21 protein-coding genes are annotated in these 22,755 nt (G+C 36.6%); 18 read left to right on the top strand and 3 right to left on the bottom strand.

Annotation, left to right across the window (positions count from 1 at the left end):
- Nucleotides 1-31 precede the first annotated feature (31 nt).
- The 7 genes from iolG (at nt 32) to CUC15_RS16795 (ending at nt 7,294) form a co-directional block, all read left to right on the top strand.
- Entirely contained in the window at nt 32-1,054 is a 1,023-nt protein-coding gene (gene iolG, locus CUC15_RS16820) for an inositol 2-dehydrogenase (protein WP_114917772.1), read from the top strand.
- A gap of 97 nt (nt 1,055-1,151) precedes the next feature.
- Entirely contained in the window at nt 1,152-1,274 is a 123-nt protein-coding gene (locus CUC15_RS20690; protein WP_278309183.1) for a hypothetical protein, read from the top strand.
- Between the two features lie 238 nt (nt 1,275-1,512).
- Nucleotides 1,513-2,352, top strand: a complete 840-nt coding sequence (locus CUC15_RS16815; RefSeq protein ID WP_114917771.1) for an AraC family transcriptional regulator — start codon at nt 1,513-1,515, stop codon at nt 2,350-2,352.
- A 391-nt stretch (nt 2,353-2,743) separates the two neighbouring features.
- A complete protein-coding gene (locus CUC15_RS16810; RefSeq protein ID WP_114917770.1) occupies nt 2,744-3,565 on the top strand; it encodes a sugar phosphate isomerase/epimerase family protein in 822 nt (273 codons plus the stop codon).
- A 175-nt stretch (nt 3,566-3,740) separates the two neighbouring features.
- Nucleotides 3,741-5,240, top strand: coding sequence for a sugar ABC transporter ATP-binding protein (locus tag CUC15_RS16805; protein ID WP_242985890.1), 1,500 nt, complete (start codon nt 3,741-3,743; stop codon nt 5,238-5,240).
- Nucleotides 5,241-5,341: 101 nt separating this feature from the next.
- Nucleotides 5,342-6,292 (top strand): ABC transporter permease, encoded by a 951-nt coding sequence (locus tag CUC15_RS16800; RefSeq protein ID WP_242986017.1) that lies wholly within the window; start codon nt 5,342-5,344, stop codon nt 6,290-6,292.
- A gap of 24 nt (nt 6,293-6,316) precedes the next feature.
- Complete coding sequence (locus tag CUC15_RS16795) at nt 6,317-7,294, top strand: sugar ABC transporter substrate-binding protein (protein WP_114917768.1); 978 nt, start codon at nt 6,317-6,319, stop codon at nt 7,292-7,294.
- 166 nt (nt 7,295-7,460) lie between these two features.
- On the opposite strand, the gene CUC15_RS16790 is transcribed toward CUC15_RS16795, so the two are convergent.
- Nucleotides 7,461-8,000 (bottom strand): DUF7010 family protein, encoded by a 540-nt coding sequence (locus CUC15_RS16790; protein ID WP_205317625.1) that lies wholly within the window; start codon nt 7,998-8,000, stop codon nt 7,461-7,463.
- A 231-nt stretch (nt 8,001-8,231) separates the two neighbouring features.
- On the opposite strand from CUC15_RS16790, the gene CUC15_RS16785 reads away from it, so the two are divergent.
- From CUC15_RS16785 to CUC15_RS16765, 5 genes are all read left to right on the top strand, one after another.
- Nucleotides 8,232-8,987, top strand: coding sequence for an SDR family oxidoreductase (locus CUC15_RS16785; RefSeq protein WP_114918492.1), 756 nt, complete (start codon nt 8,232-8,234; stop codon nt 8,985-8,987).
- 304 nt (nt 8,988-9,291) lie between these two features.
- A complete protein-coding gene (locus CUC15_RS16780; RefSeq protein WP_114917766.1) occupies nt 9,292-10,647 on the top strand; it encodes an ABC transporter substrate-binding protein in 1,356 nt (451 codons plus the stop codon).
- Between the two features lie 190 nt (nt 10,648-10,837).
- Nucleotides 10,838-12,166: a carbohydrate ABC transporter permease gene (locus CUC15_RS16775; RefSeq protein ID WP_114917765.1), complete on the top strand. Its 1,329-nt coding sequence runs from the start codon at nt 10,838-10,840 to the stop codon at nt 12,164-12,166.
- A 12-nt stretch (nt 12,167-12,178) separates the two neighbouring features.
- On the top strand, nt 12,179-13,000 hold the full coding sequence (locus tag CUC15_RS16770; RefSeq protein WP_114917764.1) for a carbohydrate ABC transporter permease: 822 nt from the start codon (nt 12,179-12,181) through the stop codon (nt 12,998-13,000).
- An 81-nt stretch (nt 13,001-13,081) separates the two neighbouring features.
- Nucleotides 13,082-13,837 carry a sugar phosphate isomerase/epimerase family protein gene (locus CUC15_RS16765; RefSeq protein WP_114917763.1) on the top strand — a complete coding sequence of 252 codons (756 nt, stop codon included), beginning with the start codon at nt 13,082-13,084 and terminating at the stop codon, nt 13,835-13,837.
- A 150-nt stretch (nt 13,838-13,987) separates the two neighbouring features.
- Here the strand turns inward: CUC15_RS16765 and CUC15_RS16760 are convergent, their stop codons facing one another.
- Complete coding sequence (locus tag CUC15_RS16760) at nt 13,988-14,377, bottom strand: hypothetical protein (protein WP_114917762.1); 390 nt, start codon at nt 14,375-14,377, stop codon at nt 13,988-13,990.
- A 352-nt stretch (nt 14,378-14,729) separates the two neighbouring features.
- Between CUC15_RS16760 and CUC15_RS16755 the strand changes: the two genes are divergently transcribed.
- Complete coding sequence (locus tag CUC15_RS16755) at nt 14,730-15,662, top strand: DMT family transporter (RefSeq protein ID WP_114917761.1); 933 nt, start codon at nt 14,730-14,732, stop codon at nt 15,660-15,662.
- Between the two features lie 65 nt (nt 15,663-15,727).
- Here the strand turns inward: CUC15_RS16755 and CUC15_RS16750 are convergent, their stop codons facing one another.
- On the bottom strand, nt 15,728-16,789 hold the full coding sequence (locus tag CUC15_RS16750) for a C40 family peptidase (protein ID WP_205317624.1): 1,062 nt from the start codon (nt 16,787-16,789) through the stop codon (nt 15,728-15,730).
- A gap of 416 nt (nt 16,790-17,205) precedes the next feature.
- Between CUC15_RS16750 and CUC15_RS16745 the strand changes: the two genes are divergently transcribed.
- The 5 genes from CUC15_RS16745 (at nt 17,206) to CUC15_RS16725 (ending at nt 22,481) form a co-directional block, all read left to right on the top strand.
- Complete coding sequence (locus tag CUC15_RS16745; protein ID WP_114917760.1) at nt 17,206-17,970, top strand: YveK family protein; 765 nt, start codon at nt 17,206-17,208, stop codon at nt 17,968-17,970.
- Complete coding sequence (locus tag CUC15_RS16740) at nt 17,945-18,652, top strand: CpsD/CapB family tyrosine-protein kinase (RefSeq protein WP_114917759.1); 708 nt, start codon at nt 17,945-17,947, stop codon at nt 18,650-18,652. The genes CUC15_RS16745 and CUC15_RS16740 overlap by 26 nt, the downstream gene beginning before the upstream one ends.
- Nucleotides 18,653-18,937: 285 nt before the next feature.
- The gene (locus tag CUC15_RS16735) at nt 18,938-19,708 is read left to right on the top strand and encodes a tyrosine-protein phosphatase (RefSeq protein ID WP_114917758.1); all 771 of its coding nucleotides are present in this window, start codon (nt 18,938-18,940) and stop codon (nt 19,706-19,708) included.
- 114 nt (nt 19,709-19,822) lie between these two features.
- Complete coding sequence (locus tag CUC15_RS16730; protein ID WP_114917757.1) at nt 19,823-20,494, top strand: response regulator transcription factor; 672 nt, start codon at nt 19,823-19,825, stop codon at nt 20,492-20,494.
- A 157-nt stretch (nt 20,495-20,651) separates the two neighbouring features.
- Nucleotides 20,652-22,481: a polysaccharide biosynthesis protein gene (locus CUC15_RS16725; RefSeq protein ID WP_114917756.1), complete on the top strand. Its 1,830-nt coding sequence runs from the start codon at nt 20,652-20,654 to the stop codon at nt 22,479-22,481.
- Nucleotides 22,482-22,755: the final 274 nt, after the last annotated feature.

The following is a 22,755-nucleotide window of genomic DNA, read 5'->3' as shown; positions in this document are numbered from 1 at the left end:
GTAGGATTGATCATATCAAGGAGTGAAGATAATGAAGGAAATAAGAGTTGGTATTATCGGTTTAGGAAGAATGGGACGAATTCATGCTCGAAATATTGCAGAAAATGTACCAAGTGCAACTCTTTATGCAGCATGTCATTATAATGAAGAAGAATTAGAAAGGGCTAGAAAAGATTTAGGTGTAAAAGAAACTTTTAAAAATTATGAGGACATGATTTCTAGCCCAAACATTGATGCGGTAGTTATTGTATCACCATCTAGCCTTCATACTAAACATATTCGTTTGGCAATGGAAAAAGGTTTACATGTTTTCTGTGAAAAACCAATTGGTTTAGATGTAGAAGATATTAAACAAACAATAGAAGTGATTAATGCACATCCAAATCAAGCTTTTCAATTAGGTTTCATGAGACGATATGATGAATCTTACCAATATGCGAAAAAAATGGTCGATGAAGGTGCTATTGGTGAATTAACATTAATTCGTTGTTATGGAATTGATCCAGGCTCTGAACTAGAAAGCTTCGTTAAATTTGCTGCTGATGGTAAGAGTGGTGGATTATTTGCAGATTTGTCTATCCATGATATTGACTTAGTAAGATGGATATCTGGTATGGAAGTAAAACATGTTTGGGCAATTGGTAAAAATGCAGCTTATCCAGTATTAGATGACTTAGGCGAATTAGAAACAGGTGCCGCCATGATGCAATTAGAAGATAAAACAATGGCCCTTTTAGTTTCTGGTAGAAATGCAGCTCATGGTTATCATGTGGAAACAGAATTGATTGGTACAAAAGGAATGTTACGTGTAGCTCAAGAACCCGAAAAAAATCTTGTAACAGTATTTAATGAACAAGGTGTAACCAGACCAACTTTTCAAACCTTCCCAGAACGTTTTAGAGAAGCTTTTCTCCGAGAAATGAGAGAATTCATATTATGTATAAAAGCAGGTCGTGAACCAGAAGTAACCGCATACGATGGTTTACAGAGTACAATTGTTGCTGAGGCTTGTCAAAAATCTATCGATACGGAGCAATTAATTAATTTAAATTAAGACTAAGATACAACTATAAACCTAGTAATGGTTAATGAGATTATAGATTACTAAGTCAACCCTTAGAATATTAAAAATTGAAAGCGGTGCAATTGGTGTGATTGATAACAGCCGTCAAGCAGTTTATGGTTATGATCAACAATTAGAAGCATTTGGATCTTTGGATCTAAAGACGCTGCCAAAGCCAATAATGAAACAGAAAATAGTGTTGAAGTATTAACAAATGGCTGTATAAAAAGTGCGAACCCGCAATACTTCTTCTTATAACTTTACAAGGATTCATACATAGAAGAAACAACTCAATTTTTAATGCAATTGCTTATAATAGTGAAGTTCCATGTAGCTTAACAGTACAAGAAATTATACGTATCTATGGAATGCATGGGATAATGAAATGTTTTTTTAAAACAAACATAGCTTTTTATGCTTTATAATTTGTCTGAAATGAGGGTGATAGAATGAAGGAGAAAGGAACCTTAAAGAATTCAGAACAATATTTTCATATTCCAAGTACTTTTGCTAAAGAAGTTCTTTATTACCCAACAATGGGAGGAAATTATTTTTGTTCAGAACAATATGAGACAAAAAGGCAGCGTTTTGAGCAGTACTATTTTTGTTATGTGAAAAAAGGGAAAATGAAAGTTTTTTATAAGGATGGAAAATATATCGCAAAAGAAAATGATTTTTTCTTTTTGGATTGTCATTTTCCACACCTTTATGGTGCTGTGGAAAATAGTAATATTGAATGGGTTCACTTCAAAGGGGCTGGTGCCAAAGAGTACTTTGATCTTTTATATAGGAAAAGTGGTTGTATTTTTTCTATTGATAATAATTGGGAAATACCTAATTATATGAAACAGATTCTAAATATGATGAAGGAAGATAAAGTAGATGAACATGTTGCTTCCCTTATAATTCAACATATTATTTATGAATTATTGAAATTATCTAATCAAAATCAGAATATAGATGGAACAATAAAACAAGCAGTTGTGTTCATTGAAAAAAACTATAATAAGGATATTAGTTTAATAGATATAGCAAAACAAGTAAATCTTAGTCCATATCATTTTTCTAGGATATTTAAAGAACAGACAAAATATACTCCTAGACAATTCTTAATTAATTACAGAATCAATTATGCAAAGGATCTTTTATATACATCTAATTTTTCGATTGGTGAAATTGCATTTAAATGTGGATTTAATAGTGAATCGTATTTTGTTACAACTTTCAAAAAGCATACAGGATATTCTCCCAAAAAGTATCAAGAGTTTATATTTAAGATAACTATATAGATAAATAGAAGCTTCCATATAATAAGAAAATTGATAAAGATTTAGGAATAAATCACTTAAAAAGTTAGAAAACACAAATACTTTAATAAAATAGCAATAAACTTTAAAAAAAAGCAATAAAATGAAATGACTATTGTTAATTATTGGGTTATATTTATTTTATAGATATCAATAAGTTAATAAATATATACTAATAAAGTTTATTCATTAGTATAGAAATTACATAATATATTTATTAGGTTATTAGTATCTCTTTTACTTATTTTGTGTAAGCGCTTTTATTAGCTTGTAGCGAGTAACCTTAATAGGCAACTATCTGTAGGTGCTTAGGCTTAGATTTATCCTATATTAAATTATCTGAATTATAAATTAAAGCGGGAGTTGTATTTTTATGAAGAAAAGAATCGGATTATGTTTTTGGACATTTGGCCCATTATCTTTTGAGGAAAAATGTCAAATAGCTGTAGAAATAGGTGTAGCTGGTGTAGAAGTTGAAGGTGATTTAACGCAATCTCCCTCTGAATTGAAAAAGATATTAGAAAAATATTCGCTACTTCCTTTTTCAGTTACACCAGCAAATGTAGATATATCCAACACAAATGAAGAAGCTAGATCCTCTGCAATAAATTATTACTTCGAACTTATAAGTTGGGCAAAGGAACTTGGTGCACATCGTATTTGTCTACATGGTGATGTTGGGAAAATTAAAAGCAGTGGTGATGTTGATTTTGACTGGAACTTACTTGTTGATAGTACGAAAAAAATAATATCAGAAGCTGAAAAGGTAAATTTACCAATTGTATATGAAGTGTTAAATCGCTATGAAAATTATCAAGTGATTACAGCTAATGAAGCTCGTAGATTATGTAAGGAGGTTGATAATGAATATCTAAGTATACTATTAGATTCATATCACATGAATATTGATGAGCCTGACCCACTGGAAGCATTAAGGATTGCAGGTGATAAATTAGGTATTTATCATTTGGCTGATTCAAACCGGTTAGGTGTTGGCGAAGGTCATGCAAATCTAAAAGACCAATTAGATGTACTAGATGAGATTGGATATGAAGGGCCAATTATAATGGAAATGACTGCACTTGGTGAGAATCCTTTTACTCCTGTTAAACAAGGAGACTATCTAAACCAATTAATTAACTCTTATAAGAAATCAGTAGAATTTCTTAATAAAAGAGTCCCAGTGAGATATTAAGTTTTTATTAATTTTATCAGTTAAGGGACAATTAACAATAAATTATCTTGTCTTATAAAAGAATAATGACATCTGATGCAGTAATGAAGTGAAGGAACAATTATAGATAACCTTACTCGCAAGGTAGCAATAATAATACAAAGACGAAAGGAGTCTAGAAATGGCTGAACATGCTGTGAATCTCCTTGAAATAAAGGGTATTAAAAAGAGCTTTGATAAAAACGAAGTGTTAAAGGGGATAGATTTTAATGTAAGACGCGGTGAGGTCCATGTCTTACTAGGAGAAAATGGTGCTGGAAAATCAACATTAATCAAAATATTAACTGGTGTTCATAAAAATGACGCTGGGGAAATTTATTGGGATGGTAAATTGGTAGAATTTAACAAACCCCATGATGCAATGAATCTAGGAATTTCAACAATTTATCAGGAATTAAATAATGTTAAGCAGCTTAAAGTGTATGAAAATATCTTTCTAGGAAGGGAACAGAAAAAAAGAGGGAAGATATCCTTTTTAAATCGAGATTATATGCGTAAAGAAGCAATTCGTTGCTTAAACGAATTAGGCCAAAATGGCAAGGAACTTGTTGATATGGAAGTTGGGAAACTTGGAATGGGTCAACAACAACTTGTTGAAATAGCAAAAGCAATTGCACTTGAAGCAAAACTAATCATTATGGATGAACCTACTTCTAGTCTAAGTGGTAGAGAGGTAGAACAGTTGTTTAAAGTAGTTGAGTTATTACAAAAGCGGAGAGTAGCTATCATTTTTATTACACATAAATTAGAAGAAATTAAGCGAATTGGTACACGATTAACAATACTTCGAGATGGTTATATGATTAATACACTTCCAGTTAAGACAACAGACCCTGACTACTGGATTGAATTAATGGTAGGTCGGAGTTTGGATGAAAAATACCCTAAAAAACAGTTTAAGGTTGGAAAAGAAGGATTTAGGGTAGAGAATCTTCTTGTTGAGGGGGCTTCTGAACCAGTAAGTTTTCATGTGAATTACGGAGAAATTGTTGGGTTTTCAGGATTAGTTGGAGCAGGACGGACTGAATTAGCCCGTGCAATATTCGGAGCTGATCCAAAATATGGAGGCAAAGTATTTATTGATGGTAAAGAAGTGACTATTAATTCGCCCAGTGATGCTATTAAGGCTAGAATAGCTTTTATTACTGAAGATAGAAAAAATGAAGGACTACAACTTGATCAATCATTACATTTCAATATCACTTTAGCTAATATGAAGCATTTTGCTAATAAAAAAACAAGATTATTAAAATTAAATGACATGAAAAAAGAAGCAGCAGATTATGTTAAGGAACTAAAGATAAAAACTGAGAGTATAGACATAAATGCAAGATTTTTAAGTGGTGGTAACCAACAAAAGGTGGTTATAGCTAAATGGTTATGTACAAAAGCAAAAGTCTTTATTTTTGATGAACCAACTAGAGGTATAGATGTTGGAGCTAAAGTAGAAGTTTATCGTTTAATGAATGAACTTGTAGAACAGGGGAATATCGTGATTATGATTTCGTCTGAGTTGCCAGAAATATTAGGAATTTGTGATCGTGCACTTGTTATGAGTGAAGGAAGAATTACTGCTAATATTCCAATTGAGAAAGCGAGTCAAGAAGTTATTATGAAATATGCTACAGGAGAGTGAGAACCTTGAGTCAAGTACAAATCGATAATTTACCAGAGGAACAAGAAGAAATTAATGATTTACCAAAGGGTCAAAACGAGAAAACAAGCTTTTTAACTACTTTGAAGAAATATTTAGGGAAGTTTGGTACATTAATAGCACTAATACTACTATGTTTAACTTTTACATTTACATCTGATCAGTTCTTAACAATGGATAACTTTATGAACATCGCCAGGCAAGTTTCCATAAATGCCTTGTTGGCTATTGGAATGCTTCTTCCAATCTTAACTGCTGGTATTGACTTGTCTGTCGGTTCAATACTAGCATTTTCTTCAATGGTAATGGCTATCGTAAGCGTTACAATGGGGATAAACCCAATAATAGGTATAATCGTAGCTCTTATAATTGGTGCTGGGTTTGGGCTTATTAACGGATTGCTATTGACTAAATTACGTTTACCACATCCTTTTATTTCAACAATGGGTACACAATTTATTGGGCGTGGATTAGCGTTAATGGTAACTGCAGCCGCCCCAATTGCTGGTTTTCCTATACTAATTCAATACATGGGAAATGGATTTATCGGCGGGTTAATACCAATAAGTTTCATAATAGTTATTGTTGTCTTCATTACCATGCATATATTTCTTACAAAAACTCAAACAGGCCGTTACATTTATGCAATTGGTGGTAATAAAGAAGCAGCACGTCTATCTGGGATAAATGTAGACCGAGTGCTATTAATCGTTTATACAATTAGTGGTTTAATGGCAGGTTTAGCAGGGGTTATTCAAGCAGGTCGTGTTAATGCAGCTTTCCCAACGGCTGGACTTATGTATGAAACTGATGCGATTGCCGCCGTGGTTATTGGTGGAGCAAGTATGTTTGGGGGAGTTGGTACTGTTATAGGTACTGCGATTGGTGCTGCTATTATTGCAGTCCTACGTAATGGATTAAACCTACTAAATATTTCATCTGATATCCAAATGGCTGTAATTGGTGCAGTTATTATTCTAGCTGTCTATGTGGATGTTCTAAGACTAAGAAAAAGAAAAAGAGCAAATAGATAAGAAACTATACTAGGGGGAATTGAAATGAAAAAGAAAATATCATTTATAATTATTGCGGGTTTATTAATGCTACTTGTAAGTGGGTGTAATCTTGGAACAAATGCAGAAAATTCCTCATCTGATGGAAATACCAACAATGATGATGAAATTAAAATTTCAGTTGTTTTGAAAACAGCCTCCACTCCATATTGGAAAGTAATGCAAGCAGGGGCTGAAAAAGCAGCCGAAGAACTTGGAGTTAAATTAAATATCGTTGGGCCTCCATCAGAAGCAGAAATTATGCAACAAGTAAATATGATTGAGGATCAATTAAGTCAAAATCCTGATGCAATACTAGTAGCCCCACTTCAACCACCAACGGTTGTGACTTTATTACAAGATGTTGAAATACCAGTTATAACTCTTGATACTGATGCTATTATGGATAGTCGTTTATCCTATATTGGAACAGATAACTATTCTGCCGGCGTGACTGGTGCTGAATTATTAATTAATGATTTGAGTTTAAAATCCGAAGATAAAGTGGCTTTAATTGATGGCGCAGCAGGTAATCCAGCAACAAATGACCGTATCAAAGGTGCAAAAGATACATTTGAAGCAGCTGGTGTTACAATTGCTGCTGAGCAACCTGCGGATAGCGATTCTACAAAAGCTATGAATGTAATGGAAAACGTTCTTCAAGTAGAGAAAGATTTAAAAGCTGTATTTGTAGCTAGTGACGATATGGCTTTAGGAGCATTACGTGCAGTTGAGGCCTCAGGATTAGATATTAAGGTTGTCGGTGTTAATGGGGATCAGATAGCTGCTGAATCTATATTAAATGGTGGAATGTATGCATCAATTGCTCAAAAGCCATATGAAATGGGTTATTTAGGAGTGAAAAATGCTGTTGCCAATCTCAAAGGGGAAAAAATTGAGCCACGTATTGATAGTGGGCTAGATATTATTAAGAAAGACAATGCTCAAGAGCAAATAGACTTTTTATCAAACGAAGTTAATTAGGGGTATAAGGTGTTGTTGGTTCCTGAAATATAATAATTTACCGTCGGGGAAGCTTGTAAATTGACAAGCTTCCCCTCCTATTTAAAAATAATCTTATGTATACCTTACTTATGGAAAGGAACAGGGGGTTACTCACTTGTACTCCCTCTTCAATGTTTCATTTATTTTATATTTTGCTTTTATAATTTGCGTAGACCCAAATAATTAAAAGGATTAATAATATAACTACAGCGAGCGGTATTAGCCACAAATTCTCCCCGTCTAAATACAGTCCCAGTGCCATAATTGCTACTGAAATTACAGGTGCCATGACATAATAAGGTTTGGCATTATATAGCCATCCATAAGGAAAAAGATGGGCACCAGTGATAATGGCGAAAAACATAACTGCTGCTTCTGGGCTTTTTATGATTCCCCAAAAAAATATAGTAAAATAGATAAACTGTGAGAGATTTAGATACAATCCTAAATTGCCCAAAGGATTATCTTTAAATTTCCAATCGGCTTTTATAAGCGTTGAAATACCGACGGACAGTGGGAACATTAACCCCGTTGAAAAAAGCATAAATATATTTTTCTGAGAAATATCGATTGCCTGTAAAAATATAATTGTAATGATTGTCCAAATTACTGCACCTGACAATAAAAATCCTATCCCATTTTTCCCTTCTACTGAAAGCTCGTTTCTATTCTTAAGTAACTCCAAATTTTCCCACCTTTCTTTGTTGAGCAAAACTGTTCAACTATTTAATATGATATTTTATTATTTCAATATTAATTTTAACATAAATTCAGAATTGAGCATTAATTTTTTTAGTAAGATTAATCCAGCAATCTAGTTCTTTAATATCATTCTTGTAGTGCGAGCAATATTGACAAACAACCTACAAACCAATACTATATTTGTAATCGTTTTCAAAAGAGAGGGGTGTTCATCATTAGCAAACTACAAAACCAAGTTGCAATCGTCACAGGGGTAAGCCATGCAAATGGAATTGGCGCTGCGATCTGCCGCAAACTAGCATTGGAAGGAGCGGATATCTTTTTCACCTATTGGCAGGCTGATAAAGAATGGCCAGTTCAATTTCAAAAGGAATTAGTCGCAATCGGGGTACAATCCGATTATTTGGAGATTGATTTATCCACACCAGACTGCTCTATGAAAATATTAGATGCCACAGAAGCTCGATTTGGGCTACCGACAATATTAATAAATAATGCAGCACATTCGTTAAGAGATGGTTATATGAATCTGGATGCAAAGCTTATAGATGATCATTATGCAGTAAATATGAGAGCAACGATGCTGCTTAGTGTGGAATTTGCACGAAGATTTCAGAACTCCGACAAAACTTCTGGCAGAATTATTAATATGACATCAGGTCAAGCGCAAGGACCGATGATTGAGGAATTAGCTTATGTTGCAACAAAGGGGGCTATTTCTGCATTCACACTTTCGCTGTCTGCGGAGCTCGCTCCGCTGGGGATTACAGTAAATGCAGTAAATCCGGGTCCCACTGATTCTAGATGGATGTCTGAATCTATTAAACATGAACTATTGCCAAAGTTTTTAATGGGTCGAATCGGTGTTCCAGATGATGCAGCCCGACTCGTTGCATTTCTGGCAAGCAGTGAAGCTGAATGGATTACTGGACAGGTGATAAATTCAGAAGGTGGGTTTTTGAGGAGATAGGGAGGAGGAGCACTCTAGGAATGTTAATGGAAGCTTTATAGGAGCCCCGACTATAAAGCAGGTCGCTCCATTTCAATACGGGCTCTCTAAATTTTGAATGTGAGCTCTAACCGAGGCACTAAACGCTACACCTCAAGACCAATCAAAAGTCGACATCATTCGCCAAAAACCGAGAAGGGACAGGCGCCAAATGGTACCAAATATATATTGACAAGTTAAATTTTTCCAGTATAATGAAAATTGTAAAATGTAATCGTTTACACTCAAATGTGAATGAACACGATATGACAAAGGGGGCAATGAAATGAAGTTGTGGAGAAATGCACTGTGTAGTTTATTTTTAATTGCTTTGGCACTATTTTTAGTTGCATGTTCGAGTGATAGTCAAACATCAACTAAGGAAGATAAGAAGGATGAAACTGACTCAGCAACAGAAGAGCAAGATGGCACTACAGATGAGGCAACAGATGAAGGGGAAGAGAAGGAACAGGTTACGATTGTTTATGCGCGTGGGGTGGATACTACACCAGGGACGGACATGGTGATCGAAGCATTTGAGAAGAAATTTCCACATATTAAAATAGAGTCGCGTGAAATGCCGGCAGATACAGGGCAATCCCATGATCAATATGTAACTGCTTTTAGTTCACAAAGTACGGAAATCGATGTGTTCAATGCAGACGTTATTTGGCCAGCAGAGTTTGCACAAGCTAACTATGCATTAGAGCTCGACCGTCTGATTGAGCGGGACGGGATTGATATGGATGCATATTTCCCGGGAACAGTAGCTGCTGCCAATTTTAATGGGAAACAGTGGGCAATGCCGCAATATACTGATGCTGGTGTGTTCTATTACCGAACAGATATTGTAGAAGAGCCGCCGACAACATGGGATGAATTAATTGAACAAGCAAATGCCTTGAAAGGGCAAGAAGGTACTGAGTTTGGGTACATTTTGCAGGCAGCACAGTATGAGGGGTTAATTACAAATGCAATTGAATTCATTGCTTCATATGGTGGACAAGTAATCGACGAGGATAATAATGTCGTTGTTGACAGCCCAGAGACAGTGAAAGCAATTGAAAAAATGGCAGAGGTAGTTGGATCTGACTTTGTTCCTGGAAATATCCTTAATTTCCAAGAGATTGATACCGAAAATGCATTTATTGAAGGAAAATCCGTGTTTGCAAGGAACTGGCCATACATGCAATCCTCTTCCAATGATGAGGAAAAATCTAAAATTGCTGGGAAAATTGCAATTACAACACTTCCTGCAGGGGATGCAGGTAATGCAGCTGCACTTGGTGGCTGGATGACGATGATTAATCGCTATTCTGAGCATCCAGAAGAAGCATGGGAATTCGTTAAATTTATTTCTGGTGAAGAAGGACAGAAAATCACTGCAGTAAACGGTGGACGTGCGCCAACATTGAAGGCACTTTATGACGATCAAGAAGTGAAAGAAGCTAGTGAGTTATTTGCAAATCCAGATTTTGCCGCTGTATTGGAAAGTGCTGTATCACGACCAGTAACACCAATTTATCCGGAAGTATCTGACATTATGCAAATCGAAATATCGAAGGTGTTGGCAGGAGACCAGTCTGCACAAGAAGCTGCAACGAATATGCAAACGAAAATCGAAGCGGCAATGAATGAATAATTGGTTGAACCATAGTTTGTGAGAACAAGATGGGCGAGAACTCCCATCTTGTTTTTCCTTAAGTAGTTAAGAAAGTATAAAAACTTTCTTACTACATAAGTGCAACTAAGGTTGTCACCGAAAGGCTTGGTTAAACCTTAGTTTTCTAAAAAAATATTTCCCAGTACATAAATGTAAGAGGGGTGTTACGATGAAAAAGAAGAAGCGAGGCTTTCAGTTGACCGAGAAGCAGCTAGGATATGCGATGGTGCTGCCGTCTCTTATTCTCGTATTTGTTGTTGTTCTGTGGCCGGTTGCTCAATCTTTCTGGAATAGTATGTTTGATTATCGTTTGAATGATCCAGCTCGTTCGCAGTTAATGATGGACGCAAACATCGACCTTGAACGATATGTTGATAATCATTTTTATATCGATAGACAGCTGGATGATTTGGCGTCGGTAACAGAGAGTGAGGATACGAGGCAGACAATTGCAGAGATAAAGCAGGGAGTCGCATCTTATCATGAAACCTTGATTAGCGACGAGGAGGTTAAGAGGAAGGTAGAAAAAGTTGATGAACTGCTGATGAATTTTACCCCTATTAAAGATTCGGAATTAAAGTATACGGAAGTTGATAATGACTTCGCCGAGGATTATCGACAGGCACTCGAATCGTATCAGCAGAGCTTGGCCACCATCTCTGAATCGATCGATGATGAAGCAAACAGTTTGAAATTCATGCAAACTGCAGATCTACTTGGCGCAACAGGAAAAACGATTTTGGAATCTAATTTTATTGGCTTTGCTAATTACGGGAAGTATTTCAAAGATCAGCGGATGTGGAAATCAATTGGGAATACCGCATTTTTTACAGTGATATCTGTCGCGCTTGAATTAGTGATTGGCTTGGCAATTGCTCTACTAATCAACCGAACGTTTAGAGGCAGGGGAATTATCCGAGCATCTGTACTTATTCCTTGGGCAATACCTACAGCAGTTGCTGCGATGATGTGGGGATTCCTCTATGATGGACAGTCGGGGATTGTCGGGCACTACTTAGAAACATGGAACATCATTCCGAATGCATCGTGGTTATTGTCAACATCAGAGGGATCGATGTTTTCAATAATATTAGCTGACGTTTGGAAGACAACGCCATACATGGCGCTCTTATTGTTAGCAGGTTTACAAACAATTCCGCAATCGCTATACGAAGCGTCGGATGTGGATGGTGCGAATAAATTTCAGCAGTTTTGGAGCATCACACTACCACTTCTGAAATCATCTGTTTTAGTTGCCTTGCTATTTAGAACGTTAGACGCCTTCCGAGTGTTCGACCTTATCTACGTATTAACAGGCGGGGGACCAGCAAATGCGACGGAATCCATTTCGGTATACGCATATAAAACCTTGTTCGCCCAGCAAAATTTCGGCGAAGGTTCGGTTCTATCTGTAATTGTATTCCTATGTGTTGCAATCATTAGTTTTATTTATGTGAAATTCATTGGTTCGGAATTATTTGCAGGTCGGACTAAATGAGGAGGGTGAGAAATGAATAAACGAGCTGGTATTGGGTTCTACCTATTTTTAGTATTATTCGTATTTTTAGTGATGTTCCCGTTTATCTGGGTGTTCCTAACATCAATCAAGCCACCGAGTGAAATATTCTCGAGCTTTAGATGGTTCACGACCAATCCATCGCTTGACTCGTACGAAGCAGCATTAACAAATCGGCCTTTACTGCGTTATATGCTAAATAGCTTCGTCGTTTCTGGAATAACAACGGTTCTTTCATTAGCATTTGCATCGCTCACCGCCTATGCAGTGACAAGATTGCCGATTAAAGGGAAAGGACTCATCCTAGGTATCGTCCTAGCATCATCCATGTTTCCGCAAATCGCAATTATCTCGCCGATGTTTAATTTAGTAACGGATCTTGGTCTGCGCAACAGCTATTTAGGACTGGTCATTCCATATATCACAATCAGTCTTCCATTAGCAATCTGGATTTTATCGACATTCTTTCAAAAAATCCCATTTGAATTGGAAGAGTCAGCGAAACTCGATGGGGCAACACCATTTCAAACGTTTCGAAAGATAATCTTCCCGCTTGCTGCACCAGGTGTTTTCACAACTGGAATTCTAGTATTTATCGCAGCATGGAATGAGTATTTATTTGCCCTAACAATTAATAGTGATGATATGTGGCGAACCGTTCCAGTCGGCATATCGATGTATCAAAGTGAATTCTCAGTTCCTTGGGGAGATATATCCGCAGCAACAGTTATCGTGACAATTCCAATTGTATTGCTTGTACTGTTATTCCAGAGAAGAATAGTTTCCGGGTTGACGTCTGGATCTGTGAAGGAATAGTGGAATCGTATTCAGGAAGAGGAAGTCTATGAATGTGCTAAACCATGAAAGTGGTAAAGGTAACGAATTGGAGGGGAAGAGATGGGAAATATAGGGTTACAACTTTGGTCAATAAAAGATGCTGCTGAAAAGGATTTGTTAGAAAAGATAAAAAAAGTAGCTGAAATGGGATATACAGGGGTACAATTTGCTGGATTCGAAAACTATACCGCCGAAGCGGTTAAATCGACAATGGCAGAAGCAGGCATTATAGCTGCAGGTGCTCATGTTCAGCTGGAACTGCTGGAAAATCGGCTTGATGAAACATTGAAATATCATGAAACAATCGGAAATGATCTTATTATCGTTCCATATTTACAAGAAAGCAGAAGAACAACAGCTGACGATTACAAGCGAACAGCAGAATTGCTAAACGATATCGGTAATAAAATGAAAGCAGAAGGATTTTCACTCGGGTATCATAACCATAATTTCGAATTTGATCGATTCGACAGTGAAACCGGATTTGATATCCTTTATGAAAATACGGATGCTAGCAACTTAAAAATGGAGCTGGATTGCTTCTGGGCATCCTATGCGGGTTATGATCCTGTAACTATCATTGAAAAATATGCTGACCGCTGTGTGTCATTGCATATTAAAGATATGAAACTTGAGGGTGCAGAACCAATATCGACTGAACTAGGGACTGGCACACTTCCACTCTCTACATACATTTCAAAAGGAAATGAAATTGGTGTTAAGTGGTTTATCGTTGAACAAGAACACTTTACGAAAGATCCACTTGAAAGTGCTGCAGAGAATGTAAAGGCAATTAGAAGTATCCTAGAAAAATAGAGTTGCTTCAAAAGATGAGATAGTCTAGATACATATCGCGTATCTAGACTATCTTTAATAAAAATTCTTTGACGACCACCTATAGGGAGGAGGCCTGTAGTACTGAATCGGGAGAAAGTAGTTTAAATCAAGCAACCTAAGAGATTCTATTTAAACTTCCTTCACCGATATTGCCCCGGAAAAGCTACTCATCCGGCAATCACTAATATCCTCTTCATTCAACAATCCTAGACTAATAGCTGCGTTGATTTTCTCGTCATCTGGCTTTTTCTCAACATAAATTAACTCATCCATATTCAACTCTTCTAATCTCGTAACAGTAAGGTCGTCCACAAATTTCTCAACCTTTCGTATTTGCCGCTGCAGCTTGAATCCATTGTTCGTGATTTCTCCTTTCGTGTTGACTCCAACCTGCTCGTCAAAGTAGGCGTGAAATTGTTTCTTTAATTGACTCATTTCCGAATCGATTTCTTTCTTCAATTTATTAAGGTCATAATATCTGGCAATCATTTCTGCCGTAATTAGTGAAGCGCCGCTCATATTATCCCTCCAAATAGCTTGTTTAGTAGCTAAGAAAGTATAAAATATTTCTTACTACATAAGCGCAACTAATTTTGTCACCGAAATGTTTGGTGACAAAATAGTTTTCTAATAAATCTTATTGTTAGAAGGGCTGGATTATACTAGGAAATTGCTCCTAATCCGAATCCTTGATCAATGTAAAGGTATTGTATGGAGAATTAATTTTTCAAAGAAGTTTTGAAAATGTTGGACAGTTGATGCCTTTCCTCTCTATAATTCGCTTCATTTGGTCCTGATTTATAAATATAGTATAATCTCCTTTGGCGTGTTGCGATTCACGCGTATGAAATAGTTTAGGAGCTGACATGTTTTGAAAAGTATTTATGAGAAAAAATGGGCAGTCATTTTAATTGCCATTTTTTGTTCGATATTATGGGGCAGCGCATTTCCTGTACTGAAAATAAGCTATGAGGAATTGCAAATGGCAGCCGATGATACGATTGCAAAAATGGTCTTAGCGGGAATGCGTTTCCTCTTAGCAGGACTCATGATTTTGGTGGGACTTATCATAACAAATCCCAAACGACTCCTCGTCACTCGCAGGCAAATTCCTGTGTTAATTCTGCTAGGGATCTTCCAAACGACCGTGCAATACTACTTCTTTTATAATGGACTCGCAAACGTTACAGGGATGCAAGGAGCAATCCTATCCTCAGCTGGCACATTTTTTGTTGTAATCTTAGCCCATTTCTTTTATAAAAATGATCGGATGGACTGGAAAAAGGGAATTGGACTAATTGCCGGCTTCGCAGGAATAATCGTAGCGAACTGGGGACAAGGTCTCGAGCTAAGCTTCCAATTGAATGGGGAAGGCTTCATGATATTATCTGCTGTAGCAGCGGCCATTGCAACAATCATGGCGAAGGAACTCGCAGTCGGAATCCATCCATTTACATTAACCGGTTGGCAGCTATCCATCGGTGCAGCGGTGATGCTTCTGATTGGCTTGCCACAACTTAGTGAAAATGCAATGCGCTTCACACCTCTGGGCTGGGGACTATTCTTCTACTCCGCACTCCTATCAGCTGTCGCATTCGCACTCTGGTATTCGATATTGAAATACAATAAAGCTGGAGAAATCGCGATTTATAAATTTATTACTCCTTTATCTGGAGCGTTATTATCAGCGATGTTGATTCCGGGAGAAGCGATAAATGTGTATATTGTTGGTGCAATAGCACTTGTGGCAGTAGGAATTATTGCGTTGAATTATGGTGGAAGAGGAAGGAAGAATGGAAAGTAACTTCTCGAACCCAAAAAAAAGAGGAACCCATTCCAGGGTTCCTCTTTTTCAATCTCTATATGATTTTAATAAAATCTCTTATAACTATCAAAATGCTTCTTCCAATATGAGTTACTTACACTAGTAATCTCTACCCCATCAGATCCTGCATGGATGAACTGTCCGCCACCTAAGTAGATTCCCATGTGGGAGATGCCTGCTTTGTATGTTCCTGAGAAGAATACTAGGTCTCCTGGTTGTGGTGAATTTACATAGTATGAACGATCAAAGAATCCTGCTGCTGATGTTCGGCTGATGTTCATGCCTGCTTGTTTGTATGCATAATATATGAATCCGCTGCAGTCAAATCCGCTTGGTGATGATCCACCCCATACGTATTTTACGCCATTCATGCTTTTTGCTGTGCTGATAAGCTTGTCCACATTGTAGCTAACGTCAGTTTGAGGTGCTTTAGGTGTTTGCTTCGCTGGTGGGGTTGCTGGTGCATTTCCACCTTTGATGTTTAGTTTTTGTCCGATATAGATCATATCAGATTTCAAGTTGTTCCATTGTTTCAGGTTAGCGACACTTACGCCGTATTGTGAGCCAATACGTGAAAGTGTGTCACCAGATTTAACAGTGTAAACTGATCCGCTGCCGTTATCTACTGGTGCCTTTGCAGGTTGTTTTGGCTTAGCAGGTGTTGATGGTGCGCTGCTATTTCCTGGGTTACTTACAACGAAAACATTTCCTGGATAGATTAATGTTGTGGTTAATCCGTTCCATTTCATCAAGTTGGATAGTGAAATCTTATGCTTTGAGGCGATACCGCTTAGTGTGTCACCAGCTTTTACTGTATATGTAGATTGATTAGTAGTAGGTGTAGATGTGCTTGGATTTGATTTCTTAGGCTGTGTAACGGAATTCGTGCCTGTTTCCAATACTTGATTCGGATAAATTACATCAGAAGTTAATTTATTCACTGATTTTAAGTTAGAAACGGATGTTTGATGTTTCTGTGCGATGGACCATAGTGAATCACCACTCTGTACCTTGTACGATGCTGCTTCTGCATCTTGTGCTCCAATAATTAAAGATGCAAGTGCGGCACTCGCAGTTACCGACATCATAACTTTCTTGTTGGCCAATGTAAAAATCCCCCATATCTGTTGTCAAATTTTCTATAATAATTACAATATATTATATCCTTTACTGTATAATTTTGGTAGATTGATATGTAAATTGTAATATATTTGTAATGTAACCAAAAATAGGCAGAACTGGATATAAAGTCTAGTCGATATTTTAGAAAAGTCAAACATCCAATAACCGCATTGCTTCAATAAAAGAGATGCTTTATACCTATGAATTTGTAACTATCTCACTATTAATCTAGCAAATCAATTCGCTAAATTCTTCCAATAATTTACATAGACTTCCAAAATTACTTATCACATTTATAAAGTATTATGATATAATTCGTTAATGTAATCTGAAATAGTAGTGAACGAGTTTATTTGTTTGTTGCTTTCAGAAGAATAACAATGAATCCGGAGGTTACATCATGGAAGAAACAATATCCTTGAAAGAGATATTCGAGGTGATTAAAAAGCGTCTCCTACTAATTTCAGCACTCACGCTCGGAGCCGCGATAATAGCTGCAGTAATCAGCTATTTTGTAATAACGCCAACCTATGAGGCGAGCTCACAGTTTATCGTTAATCAGGAGCAACAAGATCCTAATGTACAATTAAATCCAGGAAATATACAAACAGACCTGCAATTAATCAATACTTATAATGTCATTATTAAAACACCAGCAATTTTAGATAAAGTTATCGAAGAATTAAATCTTCCATATTCTGCTGGGGCACTAAGTTCTAAAATTGCTGTTTCGAGTGCAGATAACTCTCAAGTAGTTACTGTTACAGCTACAGATGAAGATCCTGCTCAAGCAGTAAAAATTGCGAATTCAACGGTCGGTATCTTCCAAAATGAAATTCCAGAACTTATGAATGTTAATAACGTTAATATTCTAACGCAGGCACAATTAAGCCCGAATCCCATCCCAGTTGCACCGAATCCAATTTTAAACATTGCAATCGCTATTGTCCTAGGGATCATGGTCGGTATTGGTTTAGCATTCTTGCTTGAGTACTTAGATAATTCAATTACAACGGAAGACGACGTAGAGAAGAAGCTTGGTTTACCTGTACTTGGTGTAATATCAAGAGTTAGTGATGAAGATGTACAGGAAAATCAATTTGCATTTCAATCGAAACAAATGAGGAGGAGTGGATTAGATGGCGCGCAAAGGAAAACAGTCTAAAGGTAATACGGTAAATAAATTCAGGCATTTAATCGCACAGGTAAATCCGAAATCGCCTATCTCTGAGCAATATCGTACAGTCCGTACGAATATCCAATTCTCATCTGTAGATAATGAAATCAAATCATTGATCGTTTCTTCTTCTGGACCAGCAGAAGGAAAATCTACTACGGTTGCGAATCTTGCGGTGGTATATGCACAAGCTGGTAAGAAAGTACTGCTGATTGATGCTGACTTAAGAAAACCGACCGTACATTATACGTTCCGCTTGGATAATTTACGGGGGTTGAGCAATATTCTTGTTGGTGAGCATACGATTGATGAAACAGTAAATCGCACGAATATAGAAAATCTTGATGTTATTTCATGTGGACCAATTCCACCGAACCCTTCAGAATTATTAGCATCAAGAAAGATGGAAACATTCCTGAAGGATGCCGAGAAGACCTATGATATTGTCATTTTTGACACACCACCAGTATTAGCTGTGACAGATGCACAAATTTTGGCAAATATTGTAGATGGTTCCATTTTAGTAGTACGCAGTAAGCATACTGATCTTGAAGCAGCGAAGAAAGCGAAAGAAGCGCTTGAGCCTGCGAAAGCAAAATTACTTGGTACTGTACTAAATGGACGTGAAAAATCCTCTTCTAACTATTATTATTACTACGGTACAAATTAAAAAAATAAACTCCTTGCAAAGCGACATGTAGGGGGTTTCTCTTTTGTCAGTTTAATAATAGAGAATAGATGGAAGATTACGATATCAAAAGTATCGTATTTATTATTAATTCTTTGTTTATATTGAATGGATGGATTAAGTAACAATTAAGTAATAAGATAGTAATAAAACTTAACATACGCATCTGTGAAACTACACTCGTATTCTGTTATAATATGTACTATTATGGAAATTATTCGTAAATATCACTTTAAATAATAGTAAAGAAGAGAGGAAGTATGTAGTATGATTGATATCCATTCACATATTCTGCCTGGCATTGACGATGGGGCACAGACGGAAGAGGATAGCCTTGAGATGGCGAGAGAGGCCGCAGCACAGGGTATAACTACTATAATTGCAACCCCTCACCATAGAAATGGCAAGTATGATAATAAACGAGGAAGCATTATGCGAGATGTAGATATATTAAATGAACTATTAGTTCGTGAAGATATCCCGCTTATCGTATTGCCAGGTCAAGAAACGAGGATTAACGGGGACATGGTGGAGGATATCAATAGTGGAGAATTACTATCGTTAAACGATAGTAAATATTTATTTGTTGAATTCCCATCCGCGCATGTTCCGCGTTATTCGAGCCAAATGCTATTTGACCTTCAAGTCGCAGGATACACACCCATAATCGTTCACCCAGAAAGAAATCAAGAGTTAATCGAACATCCGAACAAGCTATATGAATTTGTGCGAAATGGCGCGCTAACCCAAGTAACAGCAGCCAGTATTGTTGGCAAGTTTGGAAAGAATATTAAGACTTTCTCCCATCAATTGATTGAAGCAAATCTGACACATTTTGTTGCTTCAGATGCACATAATACGACATCAAGAGGTTTCTCTATGCAAGAAGCATTTCGTGAAGTGAAAAGTGAATTTGGAACGGATTATTTCTACATGTTTATGGAGAATGGTCAGTTGCTTATCGACAATCAAAATGTCAATCGATTAGAACCTTCCTCAATCAGGAAGAAAAAGAAAAAGTTTCTAGGATTATTTTAACCCTTATCGTTCTAGACATCTATATTACGTTTGAGGATTTCATCTATAGTGTTTTCTTAATATAGAAGAATACACTATAGACGAAACTAAAACGTAAAGTAAGGAGCAGATGGCATGATTAAGGTTTTGTTAGTTGATGATCAACGATTGTTTCGTGAAGGCGTAAAGTCAATACTTGAGCGAGCGGAAGATATCCATGTGACTGGAACCGCAGATAATGGAAAAGAAGCTATCCAAGAAATCGAACAAGCACAACCAGACGTTGTTGTCATGGATATACATATGCCAGAAATGGATGGGGTTGAGACAACGAGCTATGTGAAAAGGAACTATCCTGGGATAAAAGTGGTGTTATTAACGACCAGAGCGGATGATGACTTTATCATTAGTGGAATTAATACAGGAGCAGATGGATTGTTATTAAAAAATCTTTATGCAGATAAACTAATCGACTGTATTCGTGATGCATCCTGTGGTGTAATGGTATTATCAGGAGAAGTCTCTCGTATTCTTGCTAATCGAATACGAGAATTAACATTGAATAAAAAGCAAATACTTGCACTCCGCTTGGAACGTTCAGGATATCAATACACTAACAGAGAATTAGATGTTTTTTATCTATTAATGGAAGGTAACACGAATAATCAAATTGCTCACCAGTTATTTCTAAGTCTAGGTACCGTGAAAAATTATATTAGTGATATATATAATAAATTAAATATTCGAAATCGCGAGAATACTATCATGTATTTTCAAGAATTAATTACAGCAAAAGATAACATATGACTTTATTTGTAGAAAGTCACTTATAATATGACTAGGTCTTTAGTAATATAGATTTCATAGCGTTAAGCTGTATACAAAATGTTTCTTTTGGCTCGATATAGCTAATTTAAAAACGATAAAATATTCAAACTAGATACCCTAGGAAGGAGCGGACAACTTGAGCTACCGGAGAAGATTAACATTATTAATTATACTAGATTCACTGATTGTTAGTACAGCAATCTTCATTGCATCATGGATTGTCTATCCACAAGTAGATGTTCTTCATACAGATGCATTAATCATAAGCGCAGTCGCACTACTAATCTTTCATCATATTTTCGCATTTTACTACAAACTGTACAACAAGGTATGGTCTTATGCTAGTGTCGGAGAATTGATTACTATTGTTAAAGCTGTAACATTATCAATTATCACTGCTGGAATCATACAATACCTCGCAAATGGTTTCTCTTTATATAGTCGCGCACTACTCGTGACGTGGCTACTTCACATTTTACTAATTGGTGGGTCACGCTTTATGTGGCGGGTGTTCCGTGACCGTTATATTAAAAATCCAACAGAACAAAAACGCACCCTAATTGTCGGTGCAGGTTCAGCTGGCGCAATGGTTGCCAGACAGCTACAAAATGACCATCATAGTAATGAATTATTACCAGTAGCATTTGTTGATGATGATTTAACAAAACAAAAAATGCAATTATATAATCTTCCTGTACTAGGTGAAGTGAAAGATATCTCACAAATAGTAGAAAAAATGAAGATTGATCATATCGTTATTGCGATTCCATCCTTACGTAATGGTTCTTTAGAGAAAATTGTGACGGAATGTAATAAGACGAATGTTAAAGTGCAAATGATCCCTAAGATTGAGGATTTGATGACTGGGAAAGTATCGGTTAGTAACCTGAAGAATGTAGAGGTTGAGGATTTACTTGGACGTGAGCCTGTTAAACTCGATATTAATGCCATATCTGAGTATGTTACTGATAATACAGTTATGGTAACCGGTGCTGGTGGATCGATTGGTTCAGAGATTTGTCGCCAATTGATGCGTTTTACACCGAAGAAAATCCTACTTGTTGGACACGGTGAATATAGCATTTATTCGATTGACATGGAATTGAAACAAAAATATGGTGAAACTGAAACGGAAATTGTCCCAATTATCGGCGATGTTCAAGATCGTGACCGCATGTTTGGAATAGTGGATGACCACCATCCGGCAATTATATATCATGCTGCAGCACATAAGCATGTACCTTTAATGGAATATAATCCACATGAAGCAGTTAAAAACAATATTATTGGAACTAGGAATGTTGCGGAAGCGGCGGATGCATTTGGTGTGAAGACCTTTGTTATGGTTTCGACTGATAAAGCAGTCAACCCAACGAATGTGATGGGGGCAACAAAACGTGTTGCAGAGATGGTTGTACAAGACTTGGCACAGCGAAGTAAGACAAAATTTGTCGCTGTTCGGTTTGGTAATGTTCTTGGAAGCCGTGGTAGTGTTATTCCGTTATTCAAAAAGCAAATTGAAAAAGGTGGTCCGGTAACAGTTACTCATCCAGACATGACGCGTTACTTCATGACAATTCCGGAAGCATCGAGACTCGTAATTCAAGCAGGAACTCTTGCAAAAGGTGGAGAAATCTTTGTGCTTGATATGGGTGAACCTGTGAAGATTTCTGATTTAGCGAAGAATCTTATTAGACTATCAGGATATACTGAAGACGAGATTTCAATAGAATATAGTGGAATACGACCCGGTGAAAAGATGTTTGAGGAATTGTTGAATGAGAATGAGGTTCTTCCAGGTGAGGTTTATGAGAAGATTTACGTTGGTCGGACGGTTGAAGTTGATTCAGCGATGATTTTCAACCTGATTGATAAATTTAATAGGTATGACGCTGTTGAATTGAAAGATGCTTTAATGGCGATTGTTTATATGGAAAGAACATTATTGGCAGTAAATGAGTCATGACTTCAATAAAAAAATGCTGGTAGTGTAACTCTATAATTTTAAGTAGTAACATGAAAGAGGGAAAGGCTAATCCAGACGAATACAGTTATGTTCGATTACTTTATGAAAATTCTAGAATCCTCTTGACTCGTTGTTAGCAAGAATAAAAAGTATGTGAATTAATATTGATTTTTTAATATTGAGTAGTACCACTGGAGTCAGGACTAATTACGAAAATAAGTTATTGAGGCATCCACCAATTACAGTAAAAGCAATGCCGTTTAACAAGCCTGTT

The sequence above is a fragment of the Oceanobacillus zhaokaii genome, assembly GCF_003352005.1.
Lineage (GTDB): Bacteria > Bacillota > Bacilli > Bacillales > Amphibacillaceae > Oceanobacillus > Oceanobacillus zhaokaii.
The sequence above is the reverse complement of the archived record's forward strand: the minus strand, read 5'-3'. Positions and strand labels throughout refer to the sequence as shown.

Excerpts from the sequence above, each read along its gene's own strand:
- CUC15_RS16795 (WP_114917768.1), top strand. The coding sequence starts at position 6,317 with ATGAAAAAGAAAATATCATTTATAATTATTGCGGGTTTATTAATGCTA.
- CUC15_RS16740 (WP_114917759.1), top strand. The coding sequence starts at position 17,945 with ATGGCGCGCAAAGGAAAACAGTCTAAAGGTAATACGGTAAATAAATTC.
- CUC15_RS16730 (WP_114917757.1), top strand. The coding sequence starts at position 19,823 with ATGATTAAGGTTTTGTTAGTTGATGATCAACGATTGTTTCGTGAAGGC.
- iolG (WP_114917772.1), top strand. The coding sequence starts at position 32 with ATGAAGGAAATAAGAGTTGGTATTATCGGTTTAGGAAGAATGGGACGA.
- CUC15_RS16810 (WP_114917770.1), top strand. The coding sequence starts at position 2,744 with ATGAAGAAAAGAATCGGATTATGTTTTTGGACATTTGGCCCATTATCT.
- CUC15_RS16775 (WP_114917765.1), top strand. The coding sequence starts at position 10,838 with ATGAAAAAGAAGAAGCGAGGCTTTCAGTTGACCGAGAAGCAGCTAGGA.
- CUC15_RS16745 (WP_114917760.1), top strand. The coding sequence starts at position 17,206 with ATGGAAGAAACAATATCCTTGAAAGAGATATTCGAGGTGATTAAAAAG.
- CUC15_RS16780 (WP_114917766.1), top strand. The coding sequence starts at position 9,292 with ATGAAGTTGTGGAGAAATGCACTGTGTAGTTTATTTTTAATTGCTTTG.
- CUC15_RS16815 (WP_114917771.1), top strand. The coding sequence starts at position 1,513 with ATGAAGGAGAAAGGAACCTTAAAGAATTCAGAACAATATTTTCATATT.
- CUC15_RS16760 (WP_114917762.1), bottom strand. The coding sequence starts at position 14,377 with ATGAGCGGCGCTTCACTAATTACGGCAGAAATGATTGCCAGATATTAT.
- CUC15_RS16770 (WP_114917764.1), top strand. The coding sequence starts at position 12,179 with ATGAATAAACGAGCTGGTATTGGGTTCTACCTATTTTTAGTATTATTC.
- CUC15_RS16765 (WP_114917763.1), top strand. The coding sequence starts at position 13,082 with ATGGGAAATATAGGGTTACAACTTTGGTCAATAAAAGATGCTGCTGAA.
- CUC15_RS16735 (WP_114917758.1), top strand. The coding sequence starts at position 18,938 with ATGATTGATATCCATTCACATATTCTGCCTGGCATTGACGATGGGGCA.